Source organism: Neisseria maigaei (assembly GCF_958267405.1).
GTDB classification, from domain to species: Bacteria; Pseudomonadota; Gammaproteobacteria; order Burkholderiales; family Neisseriaceae; genus Neisseria; species Neisseria bergeri.
The window spans coordinates 22,343-40,113 of the sequence record NZ_CATQFT010000055.1 but is presented as its reverse complement, the minus strand read 5'-3'; the positions used below and the strand labels follow the sequence as shown (position 1 = coordinate 40,113).

Here is a 17,771-nt window from a genome sequence, read left to right as displayed (position 1 = left end):
AGGAATTTTGCACACCAAAAGGTGTTATATTTAGGGTGATTATACAGAATTTATTATAAAAATATATACATATCAATATATTAAAATAGCAGCATAAGTGAATTTTTTAAGCACGAAAAACGGTGTTATATCTTTGGCTGAAATCACATTTGCAAGACAATCAATCCGGAACCTTACATTAAAAGGCACACTGCTATGTGTGCTGCCCTTATTTTTGAGGACATTCATTAACGCCTTCTTACCAGTACTTGGACACTCGTCCTACGTGTTAACGGCCCACCACACCTACAGGTAGGGTTCCAGCTAACAAAAGTTTTTGATGAAATTTAGCACATCGTATGGTGTGATATTGAAGGCAGTATTGCCGATTATTTAGAATAAAATCTATATACATCAATTAATTAAATTAATAACTAGGGGGAATTTTTCAAGCACGATAAATGGTGTTATATCAACGTAAGATATGTTGTTCACAGCTTGTTTTACACGAAAACAGGTGTGATATGTCTATTTTCCCATCTGTTTAGTCTTGCACGCCAAAAGGTGCGATATACCTGCAAAACGGTGTGCTATTTCCTGATAGACGGTGCTGAATTGCACGACAAACGGTGTCAAATAAAACGACAAACGGTGTGATGTTGCCCGATAAACGGTGTGATATATACCATGATGGCAAGATAAATCTATTTAAATACAGAACACTAGACAAATAAAAAGACTGCTAAAAAAGAGAAAAGGTGTTAAAAGACTAAAATTAAAAAATAACCCCTATTCTTTATTTTTTAATATAGGCAAACGAAAAGGAATCATGTATTTCATGATTCCTTCTTAAATCCTGTATCAACCTAATATCAAAACACAGCCAAGGTTAATTTGAAAGATACGCAAAATTTTAAATTTGTCGATAATCCGTTATCGGATTTCCAACTATCGTCTGCAATAGGTTTTCTGGATGCTTACGATGTAATAGAGGGAATGTTGGAGGCTTGATTATTTTCATTAGCCTCCAATACTCGTACTCGGAATTCAGCTTCCGTTTCGTTCCAAATACTCTCTGACGGCTTGAGCAACCATATCGTTTTGGGTGATACCGTGTCTTGCACAATGAATTTTAACCCTGACGTGCATGGAAACTGGGATGGGGACGGTAAGGCGGGCCTGACGCTCTTCCATTGTATTAAAGTTCGGTTTTTCTTCTTGAGGTTGAGGGGATTGTTCCGCCGGTTTTTCATCTTCTGCCGTATTGCCGGACAGCCAAGCAGACATATCTTTTTCTTTAACAGCCATTTATTTGTCCTTTCTTAAAGCAAGAATTTCATTAACAAGGTTTTCTATTTCAGTTACGGCAGGAGAGCGTGGATCGACTTCTCGGACGGACAAACCCCTTGTTCCGGCATCTGCAAAAATAGCTCGGGAAGAGATAAGTGTGTCGAAGAAAGACCAATCTTTCTCTTTAATATCCTTAAAGATGCCCTTTGCAACCTTGGTGTTTTTGGCAAAAGCATTGAAACAGATTGCGGAGATAATAGATGGTTTGAAATTCCGTGCCTCATCTACAAGTTCCTCCATTTCCTTGGTTGCCCATTCGTCGTATCCTGATGCCCGCATAGGCATCACGATAACATCACTGGTGATGATGATGTTTTTAGTCAAGGAAGTCATGCGGGGCGGGCCGTCGATAATAACGAAATCGTAGCCGTTTTCTTCCTGCATTTTGGGAATCTGCTGGGAAATGCTGGTATTGGGCATACCGATAACATTGTAGAGTAGGGGTTTGTCTTCGGGACGTTCACTGGCTCCGCGCATCGCCGTGCCTTGCGGGTCTGCATCTACAAACAGTGTTTTAAAACCACGGTAGGCCAATTCTGCGGCAACATTGGTACTGACGGTCGTTTTACCTGTTCCGCCTTTCTGATTCAGAAAAGAAATAATCATCTTATAGACCTCTGTGTAGGGTGCAGGTAAGTGTACACCTCAAAATTAATTTAAATATATTATTTCATTAAAGCTAGTACATTGCAACTATAAATTTAGCAAAGTTATACGACTGTTAAACTGCACAACTGTTAAAATGTAAAACAGCTAAACTGTGGAGAATATAAAAAAGAGAAGCCTGAAGGATTCTCTTTTAAATTACCTCCACAATTGCCATAATTGCCGCGTCCGTTTTATGAGCGTATAACTAAGGCAAGACACACTTAGCCTGTTGGCGGCTTTCAACAGGTTCAAACACATCACCTTCAGATGGCTTTGTGCGCTCACTTTGAACAGACCAAAATAGGCTGCCCGGGCATAGCAGAATTTACGGTGCAGCGTACCGAAGCTTTGTTCAACCACATAACGGGTTTTCGACAAATATCGGTTACGTTTGGTTTGCGCTTCCGTCAGCGGACGGTTGCGGTGGGCTTTGCGCATAATGCCGTCCAGTAACTGATATTCTTTCAGATGTTGCCGGTTTTCCTTACTGTCGTAGCCTTTGTCGGCATAGACGGTCGTGCCTTCAGCAATGCCTTCCAACAAAGGGGACAGATGGTTGCACTCATGGACATTGGCGGGGGTGATGTGCAGTTTCTCGATATAGCCTTCCTCATCGGTACGGGTATGTTGTTTGTAACCGAGTTTGTAGAGGCCGTTTTTCTTTGTCCAGCGGGCATCGCTGTCTTTACTCGGTGTGGTTTGTCCGCTGACTTGTCCTTCTTCATCAACTTCTATGGCCTGACGCTATTTGCTGCCGGCGGTCTGAATAATGGTGGCATCAATGACGGCGGCGGATGCTTTCTCTACTTTTAGGTTTTTTTCGGCCAGTTGGCAGTTAATCAGTTTGAGTAATTCGGACAGGGTGTCGTCTTGCGCCAGCCAGTTGCGGTAGCGGCATAAGGTGCTGTAATCGGGGATGCTCAGTTCGTCAAAACGGCAAAACAGGTTGAAATCGATGCGGGTTCTTTGACGGTTCAGGTACTGTTCGACCGGCTGCCAATCATCTGATCCAACTTCAATAGTGGGAAACGGTCGATGTGTTTGGCAATCATGGCTTGTGCGGTTTGCCGGAAGAAGGTGCTCATGAGAAATCCCCTAAACGTCTTGGTGGGGATTTTGGGGAATTCTGCAAAGGTCTTATTCTATAACTGTAAATACTTTTAAATTTATGACATAATAGTAAATATTGCTAAAATAATATTCATGTCATGAAATTTTTTCCTGCTCCATGTTTGTTGGTTATCCTGGCTGTCATACCCCTTAAAACCTTAGCTGCCGATGAAAACGATGCAGAACTTATCCGTTCCATGCAGCGTCAGCAGCACATAGATGCTGAATTGTTAACTGATGCAAATGTCCGTTTCGAGCAACCATTGGAGAAGAACAATTATGTCCTGAGTGAAGATGAAACACCGTGTACTCGGGTAAATTACATTAGTTTAGATGATAAGACGGAGCGCACATTTTCTTTTCTTCCTTCTGTGCTCATGAAAGAAACAGCTTTTAAAACTGGGATGTGTTTAGGTTCCAATAATTTGAGCAGGCTACAAAAAGCCGCGCAACAGATACTGATCGTGCGTGGCTACCTCACTTCCCAAGCTATTATCCAACCACAGAATATGGGGTCGGGAATTCTGAAATTACGGGTATCAGCAGGCAAAATAGGGGATATCCGTTATGAAGAAAAACGGGATGGGAAGTCTGCCGAAGGCAGTATTAGTGCATTCAATAACAAATTTCCCTTATATAGGAACAAAATTCTCAATCTGCGCGATGTAGAGCAGGGCTTGGAAAACCTGCGTCGTTTGTCGAGTGTTAAAACAGATATTCAGATTATACCGTCCGAAGAAGAAGGCAAAAGCGATTTACAGATTAAATGGCAGCAGAATAAACCCATACGGTTCAGTATCAGTATAGATGATGCGGGCGGCAAAACGACCGGCAAATATCAAGGGAATGTCGCTTTATCGTTCGATAACCCTTTGGGTTTAAGCGATTTGTTTTATGTTTCATATGGACGCGGTTTGGCGCACAAAACGGACTTGACTGATGCCAGCGGTACGGAAACTGAAAGCGGATCCAGAAGTTACAGCGTGCATTATTCGGTGCCCGTAAAAAAATGGCTGTTTTCTTTTAATCACAATGGACATCGTTACCACGAAGCAACTGAAGGCTATTCCGTCAATTACGATTACAACGGCAAACAATATCAGAGCAGCCTGGCCGCCGAGCGCATGCTTTGGCGTAACAGACTTCATAAAACTTCAGTCGGAATGAAATTATGGACACGCCAAACCTATAAATACATCGACGATGCCGAAATCGAAGTGCAACGCCGCCGCTCTGCAGGCTGGGAAGCCGAATTGCGCCACCGTGCTTACCTCAACAGTTGGCAGCTTGACGGCAAGTTGTCTTACAAACGCGGGACCGGCATGCGCCAAAGTATGCCTGCACCGGAAGAAAACGGCGGCGATATTCTTCCAGGTACATCTCGTATGAAAATCATTACTGCCGGTTTGGACGCGGCCGCCCCATTTATTTTAGGCAAACAGCAGTTTTTCTACACAACCGCCATTCAAGCTCAATGGAACAAAACTCCGTTGGTTGCCCAAGATAAATTGTCAATCGGCAGCCGCTACACCGTTCGCGGATTTGATGGGGAGCAGAGTCTTTCCGGAGAGCGCGGTTTCTACTGGCAGAATACTTTAACTTGGTATTTTCATCCGAACCATCAGTTCTATCTCGGTGCGGACTATGGCCGCGTATCTGGCGAAAGTGCACAATATGTATCGGGCAAGCAGCTGATGGGTGCAGTGGTCGGCTTCAGAGGAGGGCATAAAGTAGGCGGTATGTTTGCTTATGATCTGTTTGCCGGCAAGCCGCTTCATAAACCCAAAGGCTTTCAGACGACCAACACCGTTTACGGCTTCAACTTGAATTACAGTTTCTAACCTGTGTTTTTTTACTGATATTTAGACGGTCTTTCCTTATCCTCAGACCGTCAAACTTTACCTATGTACTTGGCGCGCAGTACGTTCATCTTCAAAAGGGAATAGACATGAATAAAGGTTTACATCGCATTATCTTTAGTAAAAAGCACAGCACCATGGTTGCAGTAGCCGAAACTGCCAACAGTCAGGGCAAAGGTAAACAGGCAGGCAGTTCGGTTTCTGTTTCACCGAAAACTTCAGGCGACCTTTGCGTCAAACTCAAAACCACCCTTAAAACATTGGTCTGCTCTTTGGTTTCCCTGAGTATGGTATTGCCTGCCCATGCCCAAATCACCACCGACAAATCAGCACCTAAAAACCAGCAGGTCGTTATCCTTAAAACCAACACTGGTGCCCCCTTGGTGAATATCCAAACTCCGAATGCACGCGGGTTGAGCCACAACCGCTATACGCAGTTTGATGTTGACAACAAAGGGGCAGTGTTAAACAACGACCGTAACAATAATCCGTTTCTGGTCAAAGGCAGTGCGCAATTGATTTTGAACGAGGTACGCGGTACGGCTAGCAAACTCAACGGCATCGTTACCGTAGGCGGCCAAAAGGCCGACGTGATTATTGCCAACCCCAACGGCATTACCGTTAATGGCGGCGGCTTTAAAAATGTCGGTCGGGGCATCTTAACTACCGGTGCGCCCCAAATCGGCAAAGACGGTGCACTGACAGGATTTGATGTGCGTCAAGGCACATTGACCGTAGGAGCAGCAGGTTGGAATGATAAAGGCGGAGCCGACTACACCGAGGTACTTGCTCGTGCAGTTGCTTTGCAGGGGAAATTACAGGGTAAAAACCTGGCGGTTTCTACCGGTCCCCAGAAAGTAGATTACGCCAGCGGCGAAATCAGTGCAGGTACGGGAGTGGGTACGAAACCGACTATTGCCCTTGATACTGCCGCACTGGGCGGTATGTACGCCGACAGCATCACACTGATTGCCAATGAAAAAGGCGTAGGCGTCAAAAATGCCGGCACACTCGAAGCGGCCAAGCAATTGATTGTGACTTCGTCAGGCCGCATTGAAAACAGCGGCCGCATCGCCACCACTGCCGACGGCACCGAAGCTTCACCGACTTATCTCTCCATCGAAACCACCGAAAAAGGAGCGGCAGGCACATTTATCTCCAATGGTGGTCGGATCGAGAGCAAAGGCTTATTGGTTATTGAGACGGGAGAAGATATCGATTTGCGTAACGGAGCCGTGGTGCAGAATAACGGCAGTCGCCCAGCTACCACGGTATTAAATGCTGGTCATAATTTGGTGATTGAGAGTAAAACTAATGTGAACAATGCCAAAGGCTCGGCTAATCTGTCGGCCGGCGGTCGTACTACGATCAATGATGCTACTATTCAAGCGGGCAGTTCCGTGTACAGCTCCACCAAAGGCGATACTGAATTGGGTGAAAATACCCGTATTATTGCTGAAAACGTAACCGTATTGTCCAACGGCAGTATTGGCAGTGCTGCTGTAATTGAGGCTAAAGACACTGCACACATTGAAGCGGGCAAACCGCTTTCTTTAGAGACTTCAAACGTTGCTTCTAACATCCGTTTGAACAACGGTAGCATTAAAGGCGGAAAGCAGGTGGTATTGATGGCTGATGACGACATTCAGGCAAAAGCCTCCCACCTGAATGCGTCCGGCAATCTGTATATTCATACAGGTAAGGATCTGAATCTGAATGCCGATAAAGACTTATCAGCACAAAGCATCAGCCTGAGGGCAGGCAACACCGCACTCATCAGCAGCAACGGTAACACATTGACTGCAGAAAAGAATCTAGATATTCAGGCAGGTAGCTTGAGTGTGCGTCAAAGTAATCTGCATTCCAGTGGCGGTAATGTGCAGATGAGCGCGACTAAAGGTGACATCAGCTTGAATCAGAGTTGGATAAATGCCAGTCAGAATATTGATACGGCAGCACTTCAAGGCAATATTATTTCAGACGGTCTGACTGCTATTGCCGAAGTTGGACGCGTATCTCTTCTTGCCAACGGCAATGTTGATTTCAACGGTCTAAATGACTTGATTGCGGAAGGAGACATTAATGCTGGTTCAGTCGGTAAAGGCCGTCTGAAAATGGACAATACCGATATTTATGCTTCTGCAGGCGATGTGAAACTGGTTGCAGGAGGTCAATTAGATTTAGGCAATGGCACCGTTAACGGCGGTCATATCAGCTTAGACAGCAATAAAGGCAGCATGGTGGTGCAGAATGTACGCCTGAATGCCCGCGCATCATTGAAAGTGGATGCGGATCAAACTTTAACGATTAATAACAGCAAGCTCAATTCCGGTCACAATACCCAGATTAATACAAATCATGGTCATATGACGCTTAATCAGCTTGATGCTCATTCACGTCGTCATATGAGTATCAGTGCACAGGGTAAAGGCAAAGGAAAAGACAGCGGTCAAATTTTACAAAACGACCAGCAAAACAGTAAAAGTACCTTGGCGGCAGATGGTGTATTGTCATTGAACAGCAGCGCATTACAGGTTTTGGACAATACTACCCTGCGCGGTGGCGCGATAAACATCAAAGCTGGCGGAGGCATCATCAAACGGGGCCATATCGATTGGGAAACCCAAGATACGGCTACTATGCGTTCAGAGGAACTGAAACCACTGTCCGGTATGATGTCGATAGAATCGGGAGGTGATAACCCTTTAACCGTTGAACCCGGTAACCGTATCGTTTCTGCGGGTGATTTGGCCGTGAAGCACAACGGCAAATTCAAAATCAGTGCAGTAGCAGGGAATAATGGCAACCCGAGCGCGCAAACCGCCTCTATTTCCGCCCAAGGCAATATCGGCATCGTAGCGGGCGAAGTAGATATTGAAGCCGCAGACATTTCGGCAGTCAAAGATTTGGCTTTGGTTGCGGACAAAGGGAATGTGGAGGTTGAGAGCGTTCGGAATACGTTTAGCGGTTATGTTTCCCAGAAGGCAGAAGAAGAAATACGTGCAGACTTAAACAAAGTATCTTCAGAATTGACCTCTTATCGGGAGAAGAGAGCGGCTTGGGAAAGAAGTGCAGAGTACAGGAATTTTGAATCTACGCTTTGGGATAACTTAGAGTGGATGGGAGAAGACCCGGGGTATATGCACCCTCTTGATACAGCCGAGATAATTAGGGCTGTTGAAAAATATGGTTTGGCACCGGATGATTGGGGCGCAATTAAAGAAAAAATGCTGACCTACGAAAAGCAGATTGACGCATTGACTGCCAAAAAAGCCGCACTCGAAAAAAGCCTTTCCGTGCTGCAAAATCCCGCGTATGGCCACGAACACAAAACCGCCACCCTCAGAGCTCAAAACATCAAACTCCTCGCCTCAGGCGGAGTCCGTATCCGAGGAGCCAAAATTGCCGCATCCGGACAAACTGACATCCAAGCCGCAGGGCTGTTGCCCGCACCATCCGCCGAAGAGCGACAGGAGGGCAGCAAGCAGGCAGCCATCGACATCAGCGGCGTCTTCGACACCTACGAATATGGGCAGCAGAATAGCGACCGATACGGCTACGCCATCATCAGCAGGCCGTCTGAAATCACAGGCAGCCGCGGCGTTACCCTGTCCGCCCCGAACCCGAACGACAACAGCCGCATCATTTTGAGTGCCGCCGATATAGCCGCAGAAAACGGCAAAATCAAACTGCAATCCTACGGCGACCAATCCTATTACGCCGGACAGGGCGAACTCTATACCTTAGAACGCCGCAGCTACAAAACCGGCAAATGGTACAACCGCAAACACATTACTGAAGTCAAAGAACACAAAAACGCCAAGCCCGACGCAGTAACCCTCAGCGCATCCCAAGGTATCGACATCAAATCTGGTGGCAGCATCGACGCCTACGCCACCGCATTCGATGCCCCCAAAGGCAGCATTAACATCGAAGCCGGGCGGAAATTGACACTCTATGCCGTAGAAGAGCTCAACTACGACAAACTTGACAGCCAAAAAAGGCGCAAGTTTATCGGCATTACCTACGACAAGGTGCATGATACTACGACCCATACCATGAAAACCGCGCTGCCCTCAAGGGTAGTTGCAGAATCTGCCAATCTGCAATCAGGCTGGGACGCCAAACTGCAAGGCACCCAGTTTGAAACCACGCTGGGCGGCGCGGTCATCCGTGCAGGCGTAGGCGACCAGGCACGAGCCGATGCCAAGATTATCCTCGAAGGGATCAAAAGCAGCATCCACACAGAAACCGTGAGCAGCAGCAAATCCGCCCTCTGGCAAAAACAGGCAGGGCGCGGCAGCTATACCGAAACCCTACAGCTTCCAAGTTTCAAAGGACAGACAGCCCCCGTTCTGACCGCCCCCGGCGGCTATATCGCCGACATCCCCCAAGGCAATCTGAAAACCCAAATCGAAACCCTCACCAAACAGCCCGAATATGCCTACCTGAAACAACTTCAGACGGCATCGAACACTGATTGGAACCAAATCAGCCTAGCTTACGACAGATGGAACTACAAACAGGAAGGCATGACACCCGCAGCAGCAGCTGTCGTCGTTATCGTCGTAACCTTATTGACCTACGGCGCACTGTCCGCCCCGGCAGCCGCCGGAACGGCGGGCGCGGCAGGAGCAGGAGCGGGAGGAGCCGCAGCAGGAACGGCAGCCGGAACTGGAGTAGCAGCAGGAACGGCAGCCACAACCGGAGTAGCAGCAGGCACATCAGCCGCAGCCATCACCACAGCCGCAGGCAAAGCCGCACTGGCCAGTCTCGCCAGCCAAGCCGCAGTTTCCCTCATCAACAACAAAGGAGACATAAACCAAACCCTGAAAGAACTGGGCAAAAGCAGCACCGTCAGACAGGCCGCCACCGCCGCCGTAACCGCAGGCGTACTGCAGGGCATAAGCGGGCTGAACACCCAAGCAGCCGAAGCCGTCAGCAAACATTTTCACAGTCCCGCAGCAGGCAAACTGACCGCTAACCTGATCAACAGCACCGCTGCCGCAAGTGTCCATACCGCCATCAACGGCGGCAGCCTCAAAGACAACTTGGGCGATGCCGCACTGGGTGCGATAGTCAGTACCGTACACGGAGAAGTAGCGAGCAAAATCAAATTTAATCTCAGCGAAGACTACATTGCCCACAAGATAGCCCATGCCGTAGCAGGCTGTGCATCGGCGGTAGCAAATAAAGGCAAATGTCGGGACGGCGCAATCGGCGCGGCAGTCGGCGAGATGGTGGGAGAAACCCTGTTGGACGGACGCGATGTAGGCAAACTGTCACTCCAAGAACGCCAAAAAGTCATAGCCTACTCGCAGATTATCGCAGGCAGCGCAGTGGCATTGGTTAAAGGGGATGTGAATACGGCGGCGAATGCGGCTACTGTGGCAGTGGAGAATAATAGTCTTTTAGCTCGCAGGAGGGTAAATATACGTTGGACTCCGCGACAAGAATTGGAACATGAATATGCCATTCTTGAAATCCAGGCCATTACCAATCAAATCCGAAGGCTGGATCCGAAATTTAATGGGATTGCTATTCTGAGGACTCCTGGAGAGCCGTGGACAAGACATGATGTACAAACATACAGGCAATATTATAATCAATTAAGGGAATCCAGAGGCTTTGCTGTTGAACCAATTTATAGAATCAGGATAAACAACGGCAATGAATTTAACCGTATCATGTCATCAAAATACCCTTATAATGAGCTTTATGTAGCCAATCCTAAATCGGCGACGGGGTATTTTAGGGTAGATTCGTATGATCCTGTGACAAGGGAAATTATTTCAAGAAAATTTACCCAATTTTCTCAAATCCAAGAAAGTACGGGGATTGGTTATATCAAGGAGGCTGTTAGAAAATATAGCCCTGGTGCTGTCATTTCCAATGTTCCAAGTACACCTACTACGCTAAGAGGAAGAAAACTTACAGGAAAACTTATTTTAGAAGTTCCTGCTCAGGTCAATCCAATTCCACAATCTGTATTAAGGGCGGCACAAGAAGAAAATGTTATCATTAGAGATACAACAGGAAGGATTTACAAATGAAGAAAGATATTTTTTATTGTGAGCAGTGGTCTTATGGTTATAAGAGACTTCATAAGCCTTTTTCTGAGAAACAAGCTGAGGAAAAACATCTTAAAGGGGAGTTATATACTGCCGTAATAGGTTCGGCGACACAACCTGAATATGTAATTACCTTGCGAGAGGAAGTAGGTTTTTTTTCGGTAGATTTTTTCGATAAATTTGGAAGGGATTATTTAACCCATCAATTTCAAAAATATTCTAATTCGAATTATTATTTTCTTTCTATGGCTGTATGGAGAGATTATATAACTTTGGAATCTCATGACTTAGCAGAAGGATATACTTATTTCTTCAATGAAAATACGGATGATTGCTATGTTTTGAAACAAGATTTTATTAATAATGAGCGATATGAAAAAACAGAATTATATTCCCAAAAAGATAAGGTAATTCTATTTCCAAAGTTTGGCGAATATGATTTGGTGTTAAATCCGGACATTATTTAATTAAGTTTTAAGGCCGTCTGAAAAAATTTCAGACGGCTTTTATTATTGGGTTTGGAATCTGAGGATAAAGCTGATAAAAACCAGGAAATTATCAGATTGCTATATACGTATTGTTGTACAGACTAAAGGCAGCAATCAAATCACTACTGCTTACCCACAAAAATAAATCGATTATATGGAGTAATCATGAATAAGAGAATGAAAATGTGTCCCGCTTGTCAACAAGGCTATCTCTACCATTCAAAACCTAAATATCTTCATGATGAAATTATTCTGTGTGATGAATGCGATGCAGTATGGCTCAAAGGAGTGAATATATTTTATGGAGAATATAAAAAAGATTTTTATTCTTATGTTCCTTTCAGGAAATCTTGGTGGCGCAATAAGCAGTCAAATCAGGGCAGGACATGTCCGCAGCGCGTGTGAAGTGAACAATGCGGTAGGTTGTCAGCAGCACGAACCCGCCGAAGCGGGTTGGCAGAACACCGCCGACCGCAGTAAGAATCCCCGCCCTTTAGGGCAGGGAGGATGTCAATAAAGGAACTCTCGTGGTTACGGACAAATACAAGTTGAGTTTGGAAGAAAATATTTTTCTGGCAAAGAAAGTTTTGGTTGCCCAAATTCACAACCTCAGCCGTTTTGAGAATTGTCAGACGACCTTATTTCAGACCGAGCAAATTATCCATGGCAAAAATGTAGCCTCCGTGTCACTTGAAGACATCCAAACCATCTTGAACCTGAAACGTGCCTATGAATATGTGATTTCGCATATTTCAAATGGCGAACCGGTCAATATTTCACTCCTTAAAAAAATCAACAACATTGTTGCCAAGGACGATTCTTTGGCATCAGGTGATTTCCGTACCGGTTCGGTCGGCGTAACGCTATTGGACGGTTCCCGTCATGCCCCAAATCCGGTGAAGGAAATTGAAGTGGCTCGCGTGTTACAAAATATCGGACTGCAAAGCGGTTCGACGACGGAGGCAGCTGTTCGTTTCATGCTATATTGCATGCGGCAGCAGGTTTTTTGGGACGGCAACAAACGAACGGCAACCTTATTTGCCAACGGCCTGATGATGGCGGGGGGTCGTGGCATCTTGGAAATCTCCGAAATGCAGATGCCGAAATTCAATGAAAAACTGTCCGCATTCTATCGCTCCGGCGACGATACCGATATTTGCAAGTTTGTGTATCAAAATTGTATATCAGGCATAGACTATTTCGGCGCGGACGAAGATATAGATTTCCCCGACTCACCGAACATAGGCTAAAAACCAAGGTGTTTTTCAATACTTAAAAAGTAACCTAAATTATTCAGGAGATGTAATAAAGGTTTGCGGTTTCGTATAAGGAAAATCAGAATTTCACGCCGACACGAACACCGTATTCGTTGATTTTGGTAGGATCGACTCGGATGTTCTCGCCGTCTAAAACGAAGCTGCCGGATGCTTTGAAGTGACGGTGTTTGTAGAACGGGCCGGCTTCGATGCCGACGGTATCGGTAATTTGTTTGCCGATATTCGCACCTACGTCTACGCCCCATCCGCGTGTTTTCGCGTTGATGTTACTTGAAGCACCGGATACGGTTGCGTTGTGTTTCAATTTGGCGTTCAGGTCAACCTTAACCTCTGCCCAAGGATTCAGATACCAGCCGCTGCCCAAATCGGAAGTCAGATCGGCGTGCGCTTTAGTATAGAAGGCTTCGCGCTCGGTGCTGACTGTTCCTTTCTCATTAGCTACCGCATCTTTGTATTTTTCATAGCCCAAACCTAAACCGGTACGCAGTTTGTTGGCCTCACTGAGCTGTTGTGTGTAAGTATAACCGGCATACACATCGGTACGTTTTTCTTTAATGCCTTTGCCGAATGGTTTGTAATGTTTATATGGAGTTGCATTCAGACAAAATGGAGTCATAGTCTATTTTCTGAGGTAGGGCAGAATACAGAAAGTCTCGAATCTCAAGTAGCCTGTTACAATCGGCATTGTGATTTAGATATTCACGGTTATCCAGTGTGCGGCTGATCAGTGCCAGTCTGGAAACTACTATTTCAGTCAATACATCTTTTTCCATTAATGTTGCCATAATGACTGCTCCTTAATTAATATCTGTAAAGAACAAATTAGTATCAACTCTGATTTATAGTATGTCCTACAAGGCGTGGATATTTGGCGCAGTAGAATCAAGAACAGACAGATTTCTGAAAATATAGGAATTTAAAAATGCTGAGTTATTTTGGAAAAAGTGGTGTACAAAAATCTCAAATTCTGGATATATATAAATATATTATATTTATACCTATTTAATAAAGAATAATATTTAATATTTATATAGAAAATGCGTTGCTTTCAAACACACTCAGCCAAAACCGGAACAGTAGGATTCAGTTTCAGTTGTTGATGACTGAAACACACTCAGCCAAAACCGGAACAGTTGGTTTCAGTTTGTTGATGACCGAAACACACTCAGCCAAAACCGGAACAGTTGGTTTCAGTTGTCGATGACTGAAACACACTCAGCCAAAACCGGAACAGTTGGTTTCAGTTTGTTGATGACCGAAACACACTCAGCCAAAACCGGAACAGTTGGTTTCAGTTTGTCGATGACCTAAACACACTCAGCCAAAATAGAAACCGTTGACATCAATTCGTCGATGACTTCCACACACTTCAGCCAAAAACCAAAGTCCCATTTTTATCTCTAAATTTTTCGGAAAGAAAAAAACACTATAATGTTGGGTATTGATATGTGAAGGAATCCACCATGAACCTAAAAGCTTTCGATTTGATGATTAACTTCGCTCTAAAAGGAAACTTTGTTGTGGTTCTGGAAAATACATTGAATACGTTTTGCAAAAAACTTGAAGAGTCCGATGTTGCGGTTAGAGAAGCAGCTGCTACTTTGATAGATGAAACTTTATTTTGAGCCGAAGTTCTGGGTTAAAAACGGACTGATTGTCCGGAAAGACAGCTTGTTCGAAGGTGATTACATTATACCCATTCGCGTTTAAGAACTTTAGAATTTCGTAATGAAGAAGCTCCTTTTCTACGACAGGGGCGAGGTTTCTCGGATACGCGACAACTGCGGCAGCGACTTTTTTCTGGTACGGTATTCCAATCATGACAAGACCTCTTTCAAGCTTTCAATATCAACCAGATGCAAGTTTCGGTTAAGTCGTTTCAATTCCCTGTACGCCAACTCAGCATCCGCGTAAACCAAGCCGTCTTGGGCTTCTTCTAGATGGGGTGACAGATGTTCGACGTCCTTTTTCGTATGGACAAACTCGACAGAGCCCACCTCCGTATCGTACCTGCCGGATGCCCCTGTCGAGGTTATTGTAATAACAAACGGAATTTGCGAAATAATACCGTGTGCAGACAGTACGCTTTCCAGACTGACATAATTGACCGCGCGAGGTCGAAGGGCCTTGACGAGATGGGGAAACATAGCATGGACGGGCGTATCGGTGTTGGCTACACGGTAGATTCCACGATGGATTCGGAGTAACAAGCGTTGTCGGACAGCCTTCTTGACGAAGTATTGAATCCGCCTTCTGCTGCCGTCTTCAAACCATCGGCAAATTTCATCCATCCGGTAGAGGCCGTGTTTGTGTTTACGCTCCTGTTGTTGTAGCGTTTTATAAAAATGATGAAAATCCATAATTAAGGAATATCCTATGTGGGGTCAATCTGCCATGAGTTGCTTAAACAAGATTAGTCCGGCTTCACCCGCGCCACCAAATTGGAAATCGCTTCCTTTAGCCACAGGGCTCTCTAAAAGAGCTGTTCGTCATCTAATATGGCAGATGTAATGGCACGGTGTGCCCTGTCATGTAGGTGGTATTCCCATGTGGTGTAGCTATTCAAACGAAGGAATTTAAAATGTCGACATACAGACCGAATTTTACAAATCAACGGCAGATTTTTTCGTTAACGGAGCAGGAATATTTGTTTGATCTGTCCAGTCGATTACCTCTATCCCTGCTGACTGATTCGTCACGCAATATTGAAGAAATTGGCATCGATTTCATATACAGTTCAGCACAACTGGAAGGTAACACCTACGACCGGCATGATACTCAGGCTTTATTGAAAATCGGTCAAACCGCCGCAGGTAAACCGTATTCGGATGCCGTAATGCTGGTTAATCTGAGGGATAGTTACGGCTTTCTGATGTCTTGCATCGATACGCCGGAACCGTTTGACTGGAAAGTTTTTATTAAAACCACACATTCGTTGATTGCCGACAAATGGCTTAAAAAGGAATCTGTCGGCGTTGTACGTCGTGAAGATGTGAGAATAGGCGGAACCGAATATACGCCTTTATCCAATCCGGAGAATTTAACTGCCGAATTAGACTGGATCATGCAGGTCGCCCGGAAAGTCGAAAATCCTTTCGATCGGGCAGTTTACCTGCATAACAATTTGGCCTACCTGCAATTTTTCAAAGACTGCAACAAACGCACTGCCAGAAACTGTATGGCACTCTCCTTAATGAGGGAGAAAATTTTTCCGTGCGTACTGGATTCGGACAGTTATCTGGATTATTCATCCGCCGTTATTTCCTACTATGAGACAGGTGAATATACGCTGTTTAAAGAATATTTCATTCATGCCTACGAAAATACGGTGAAAAAATACGAACCCAAATCCGATCCGGAAATCATACGGGATTTTTCCATTTGAATCCGCCGGAGGCATGAATGAAACGAACATAGGGTGACATGGGCACAAGCCTGCAGAGATATTGTTATTACAGCCATGAACAGGGGTATACCAACACAACAAGCTATTTGCTTTAAGGGACGAATTACGAACAATTGATTTCTATACTTTGAGCAAAACGGATAAGGTGGCATTCGAGTGTATTGAAAAATCGTTAACGAATTGTATTCAGAATCTTCCCTATATGAATATCTACAACTTCGCTCGTTACAAACAGGAGTATGAGAAAATGAAAAATTGCGGGAAGTTGTCGATTGCAAGATAAATTCGATTTCCCAATGTTCGGTAGATGAGTTAAAAGATATTTTTAATCAATCCGGTAAAATTTCCTATGATGCTATTCTGATTAACTCCGGGCTGCTATTCTTGTATTTGATACCTTTGGCTTTAATCGCAGTCCTTGGTGAGTTTGGTATCAAGTTGGTCAGAGACATGATAGTGACTCCGCCGACTCTAGTTTCATTGGAATATAGCTATTCTCCTACCTGTTAAAAACGACTGCCAATACAAATTGGCGGCCGGTTTTTTATATCTCCCGCCTGCAATTTGACGGCGGGTGGTTTTCATCGGTGTTTTATCCAAGGGAAGGGGGTGAGTCTGATACTTCGACCGTCTCGGAGGAAGCTGTTCGAAATGGTTTGCATCTTCTCCTAGGGTCTTCGTCACCGAGGCAGTCGCTTCTTCCATATCCTCACGGCTGTTTTCATATTGCCCGAATGCACGGCGGTAGTCTCTGTTATCGGTATCGCCATAGCCGAAATCTTCCGTCAGAGACGAATAGCTGTCTTTCCAATCGTTCAGGGCATGATCCATTTTTTCTTTGGCTGTTTTGGCCGCAGGCGAGTTTTCATAGGCTTCGTTGAAAACCTGTGAGATTTCGGACAGATTCATGTCGGTATCTTTGTTGATGCCGGCGATGACATCCTGTTCGGACATCCCGTTTTTCTCGGCGTACTCGCGGATTTTGTCGCGTACCCGGCTCATTTTTTCTTCCCGCCGAAAATGCTCCAGTCCGGCTAGGTAATCCTCTTGGGCAATACGCAGGTTTTCCAGTCGGTACAGCATACTGTCGGGCAGGCTGCTTTCCTCTCGGACCATTTGTATGTCGGCAAGCTCGGTTTTAAATCTGGTTTTTCCTGCTGCACTGCAATTCCAGTTTCGGCAGCTCTGTGCATTGCATTCAGGAGTTTGAAGAATGAGCTTGTTCCAGCCAACCAGTTCAAAAGAGATACAAAAAAGCAGTGGCAAATTTTGCTAGGCAACGACTGGATAACCGTTGCAGGCTGCCTGATAAACGGCGAGCCGATACCTGAGAAGTACAAAGACCATAGCCTTACCGGCAACTATTACGGCTATCGGGAATGCCATATAAGACCTGATATGCTATTGCATACAGACAGGATGGCGATGAAATCTGCCTGCTTAGGCTAGGCATTTCGGATAAGGTATAAAAAGCCCACTGTTGATGCGGTGGGTGGAGGGGAATTGAGAGAATGTTTTGGCGTTACTGGAGTGTACCGTTCAACCGGATTTGCTCGGGTATTACAGGCTTCAGCAAAATATAA

At 45.2% G+C, this 17,771-nt stretch carries 12 protein-coding genes and 2 pseudogenes; 8 read left to right on the top strand and 6 right to left on the bottom strand.

Going from position 1 to position 17,771, the window contains the following annotated elements; all coding sequences use genetic code 11:
* Nucleotides 1–1,026: 1,026 nt before the first annotated feature.
* From Q3O06_RS09920 to Q3O06_RS09910, 3 genes and pseudogenes are all read right to left on the bottom strand, one after another.
* Nucleotides 1,027–1,287 carry a hypothetical protein gene (locus Q3O06_RS09920; RefSeq protein WP_025457413.1) on the bottom strand — a complete coding sequence of 87 codons (261 nt, stop codon included), beginning with the start codon at nt 1,285–1,287 and terminating at the stop codon, nt 1,027–1,029.
* The gene (gene parA / locus Q3O06_RS09915; protein ID WP_301818692.1) at nt 1,288–1,935 is read right to left on the bottom strand and encodes a ParA family partition ATPase; all 648 of its coding nucleotides are present in this window, start codon (nt 1,933–1,935) and stop codon (nt 1,288–1,290) included.
* Between the two features lie 198 nt (nt 1,936–2,133).
* Nucleotides 2,134–3,062 (bottom strand): annotated as a pseudogene (locus Q3O06_RS09910) (IS5 family transposase).
* A 123-nt stretch (nt 3,063–3,185) separates the two neighbouring features.
* Between Q3O06_RS09910 and hrpB the strand changes: the two are divergent.
* From hrpB to Q3O06_RS09885, 5 genes and pseudogenes are all read left to right on the top strand, one after another.
* On the top strand, nt 3,186–4,928 hold the full coding sequence (gene hrpB / locus Q3O06_RS09905; protein WP_301818691.1) for a two-partner secretion system transporter HrpB: 1,743 nt from the start codon (nt 3,186–3,188) through the stop codon (nt 4,926–4,928).
* A 107-nt stretch (nt 4,929–5,035) separates the two neighbouring features.
* On the top strand, nt 5,036–10,999 hold the full coding sequence (locus Q3O06_RS09900; RefSeq protein ID WP_301818689.1) for a two-partner secretion domain-containing protein: 5,964 nt from the start codon (nt 5,036–5,038) through the stop codon (nt 10,997–10,999).
* Nucleotides 10,996–11,484 carry a hypothetical protein gene (locus Q3O06_RS09895; protein WP_301818687.1) on the top strand — a complete coding sequence of 163 codons (489 nt, stop codon included), beginning with the start codon at nt 10,996–10,998 and terminating at the stop codon, nt 11,482–11,484. Before Q3O06_RS09900 ends, Q3O06_RS09895 begins: the two co-directional genes overlap by 4 nt.
* Nucleotides 11,485–11,670: 186 nt before the next feature.
* Nucleotides 11,671–11,856 (top strand): annotated as a pseudogene (locus Q3O06_RS09890) (hypothetical protein); the annotation flags it as partial.
* Nucleotides 11,857–12,032: 176 nt separating this feature from the next.
* The gene (locus Q3O06_RS09885) at nt 12,033–12,755 is read left to right on the top strand and encodes a Fic family protein (protein WP_301818685.1); all 723 of its coding nucleotides are present in this window, start codon (nt 12,033–12,035) and stop codon (nt 12,753–12,755) included.
* Between the two features lie 85 nt (nt 12,756–12,840).
* Here Q3O06_RS09885 and Q3O06_RS09880 read toward each other — a convergent pair whose 3' ends face one another.
* Nucleotides 12,841–13,398 carry a hypothetical protein gene (locus Q3O06_RS09880; protein ID WP_301818684.1) on the bottom strand — a complete coding sequence of 186 codons (558 nt, stop codon included), beginning with the start codon at nt 13,396–13,398 and terminating at the stop codon, nt 12,841–12,843.
* Nucleotides 13,399–14,245: 847 nt separating this feature from the next.
* Between Q3O06_RS09880 and Q3O06_RS09875 the strand changes: the two genes are divergently transcribed.
* Nucleotides 14,246–14,407 carry a hypothetical protein gene (locus tag Q3O06_RS09875; RefSeq protein ID WP_159068594.1) on the top strand — a complete coding sequence of 54 codons (162 nt, stop codon included), beginning with the start codon at nt 14,246–14,248 and terminating at the stop codon, nt 14,405–14,407.
* 192 nt (nt 14,408–14,599) lie between these two features.
* On the opposite strand, the gene abiEi is transcribed toward Q3O06_RS09875, so the two are convergent.
* Nucleotides 14,600–15,142: a type IV toxin-antitoxin system AbiEi family antitoxin gene (abiEi, locus tag Q3O06_RS09870; protein ID WP_196429092.1), complete on the bottom strand. Its 543-nt coding sequence runs from the start codon at nt 15,140–15,142 to the stop codon at nt 14,600–14,602.
* A 221-nt stretch (nt 15,143–15,363) separates the two neighbouring features.
* Between abiEi and Q3O06_RS09865 the strand changes: the two genes are divergently transcribed.
* The gene (locus tag Q3O06_RS09865; RefSeq protein WP_301818682.1) at nt 15,364–16,167 is read left to right on the top strand and encodes a Fic family protein; all 804 of its coding nucleotides are present in this window, start codon (nt 15,364–15,366) and stop codon (nt 16,165–16,167) included.
* 498 nt (nt 16,168–16,665) lie between these two features.
* Here the strand turns inward: Q3O06_RS09865 and Q3O06_RS09860 are convergent, their stop codons facing one another.
* Nucleotides 16,666–17,304 carry a hypothetical protein gene (locus Q3O06_RS09860; RefSeq protein ID WP_025458207.1) on the bottom strand — a complete coding sequence of 213 codons (639 nt, stop codon included), beginning with the start codon at nt 17,302–17,304 and terminating at the stop codon, nt 16,666–16,668.
* On the opposite strand from Q3O06_RS09860, the gene Q3O06_RS11125 reads away from it, so the two are divergent.
* On the top strand, nt 17,236–17,637 hold the full coding sequence (locus tag Q3O06_RS11125; RefSeq protein WP_308446895.1) for a type II toxin-antitoxin system YafQ family toxin: 402 nt from the start codon (nt 17,236–17,238) through the stop codon (nt 17,635–17,637). The genes Q3O06_RS09860 and Q3O06_RS11125 overlap by 69 nt on opposite strands.
* Nucleotides 17,638–17,771 lie beyond the last annotated feature (134 nt).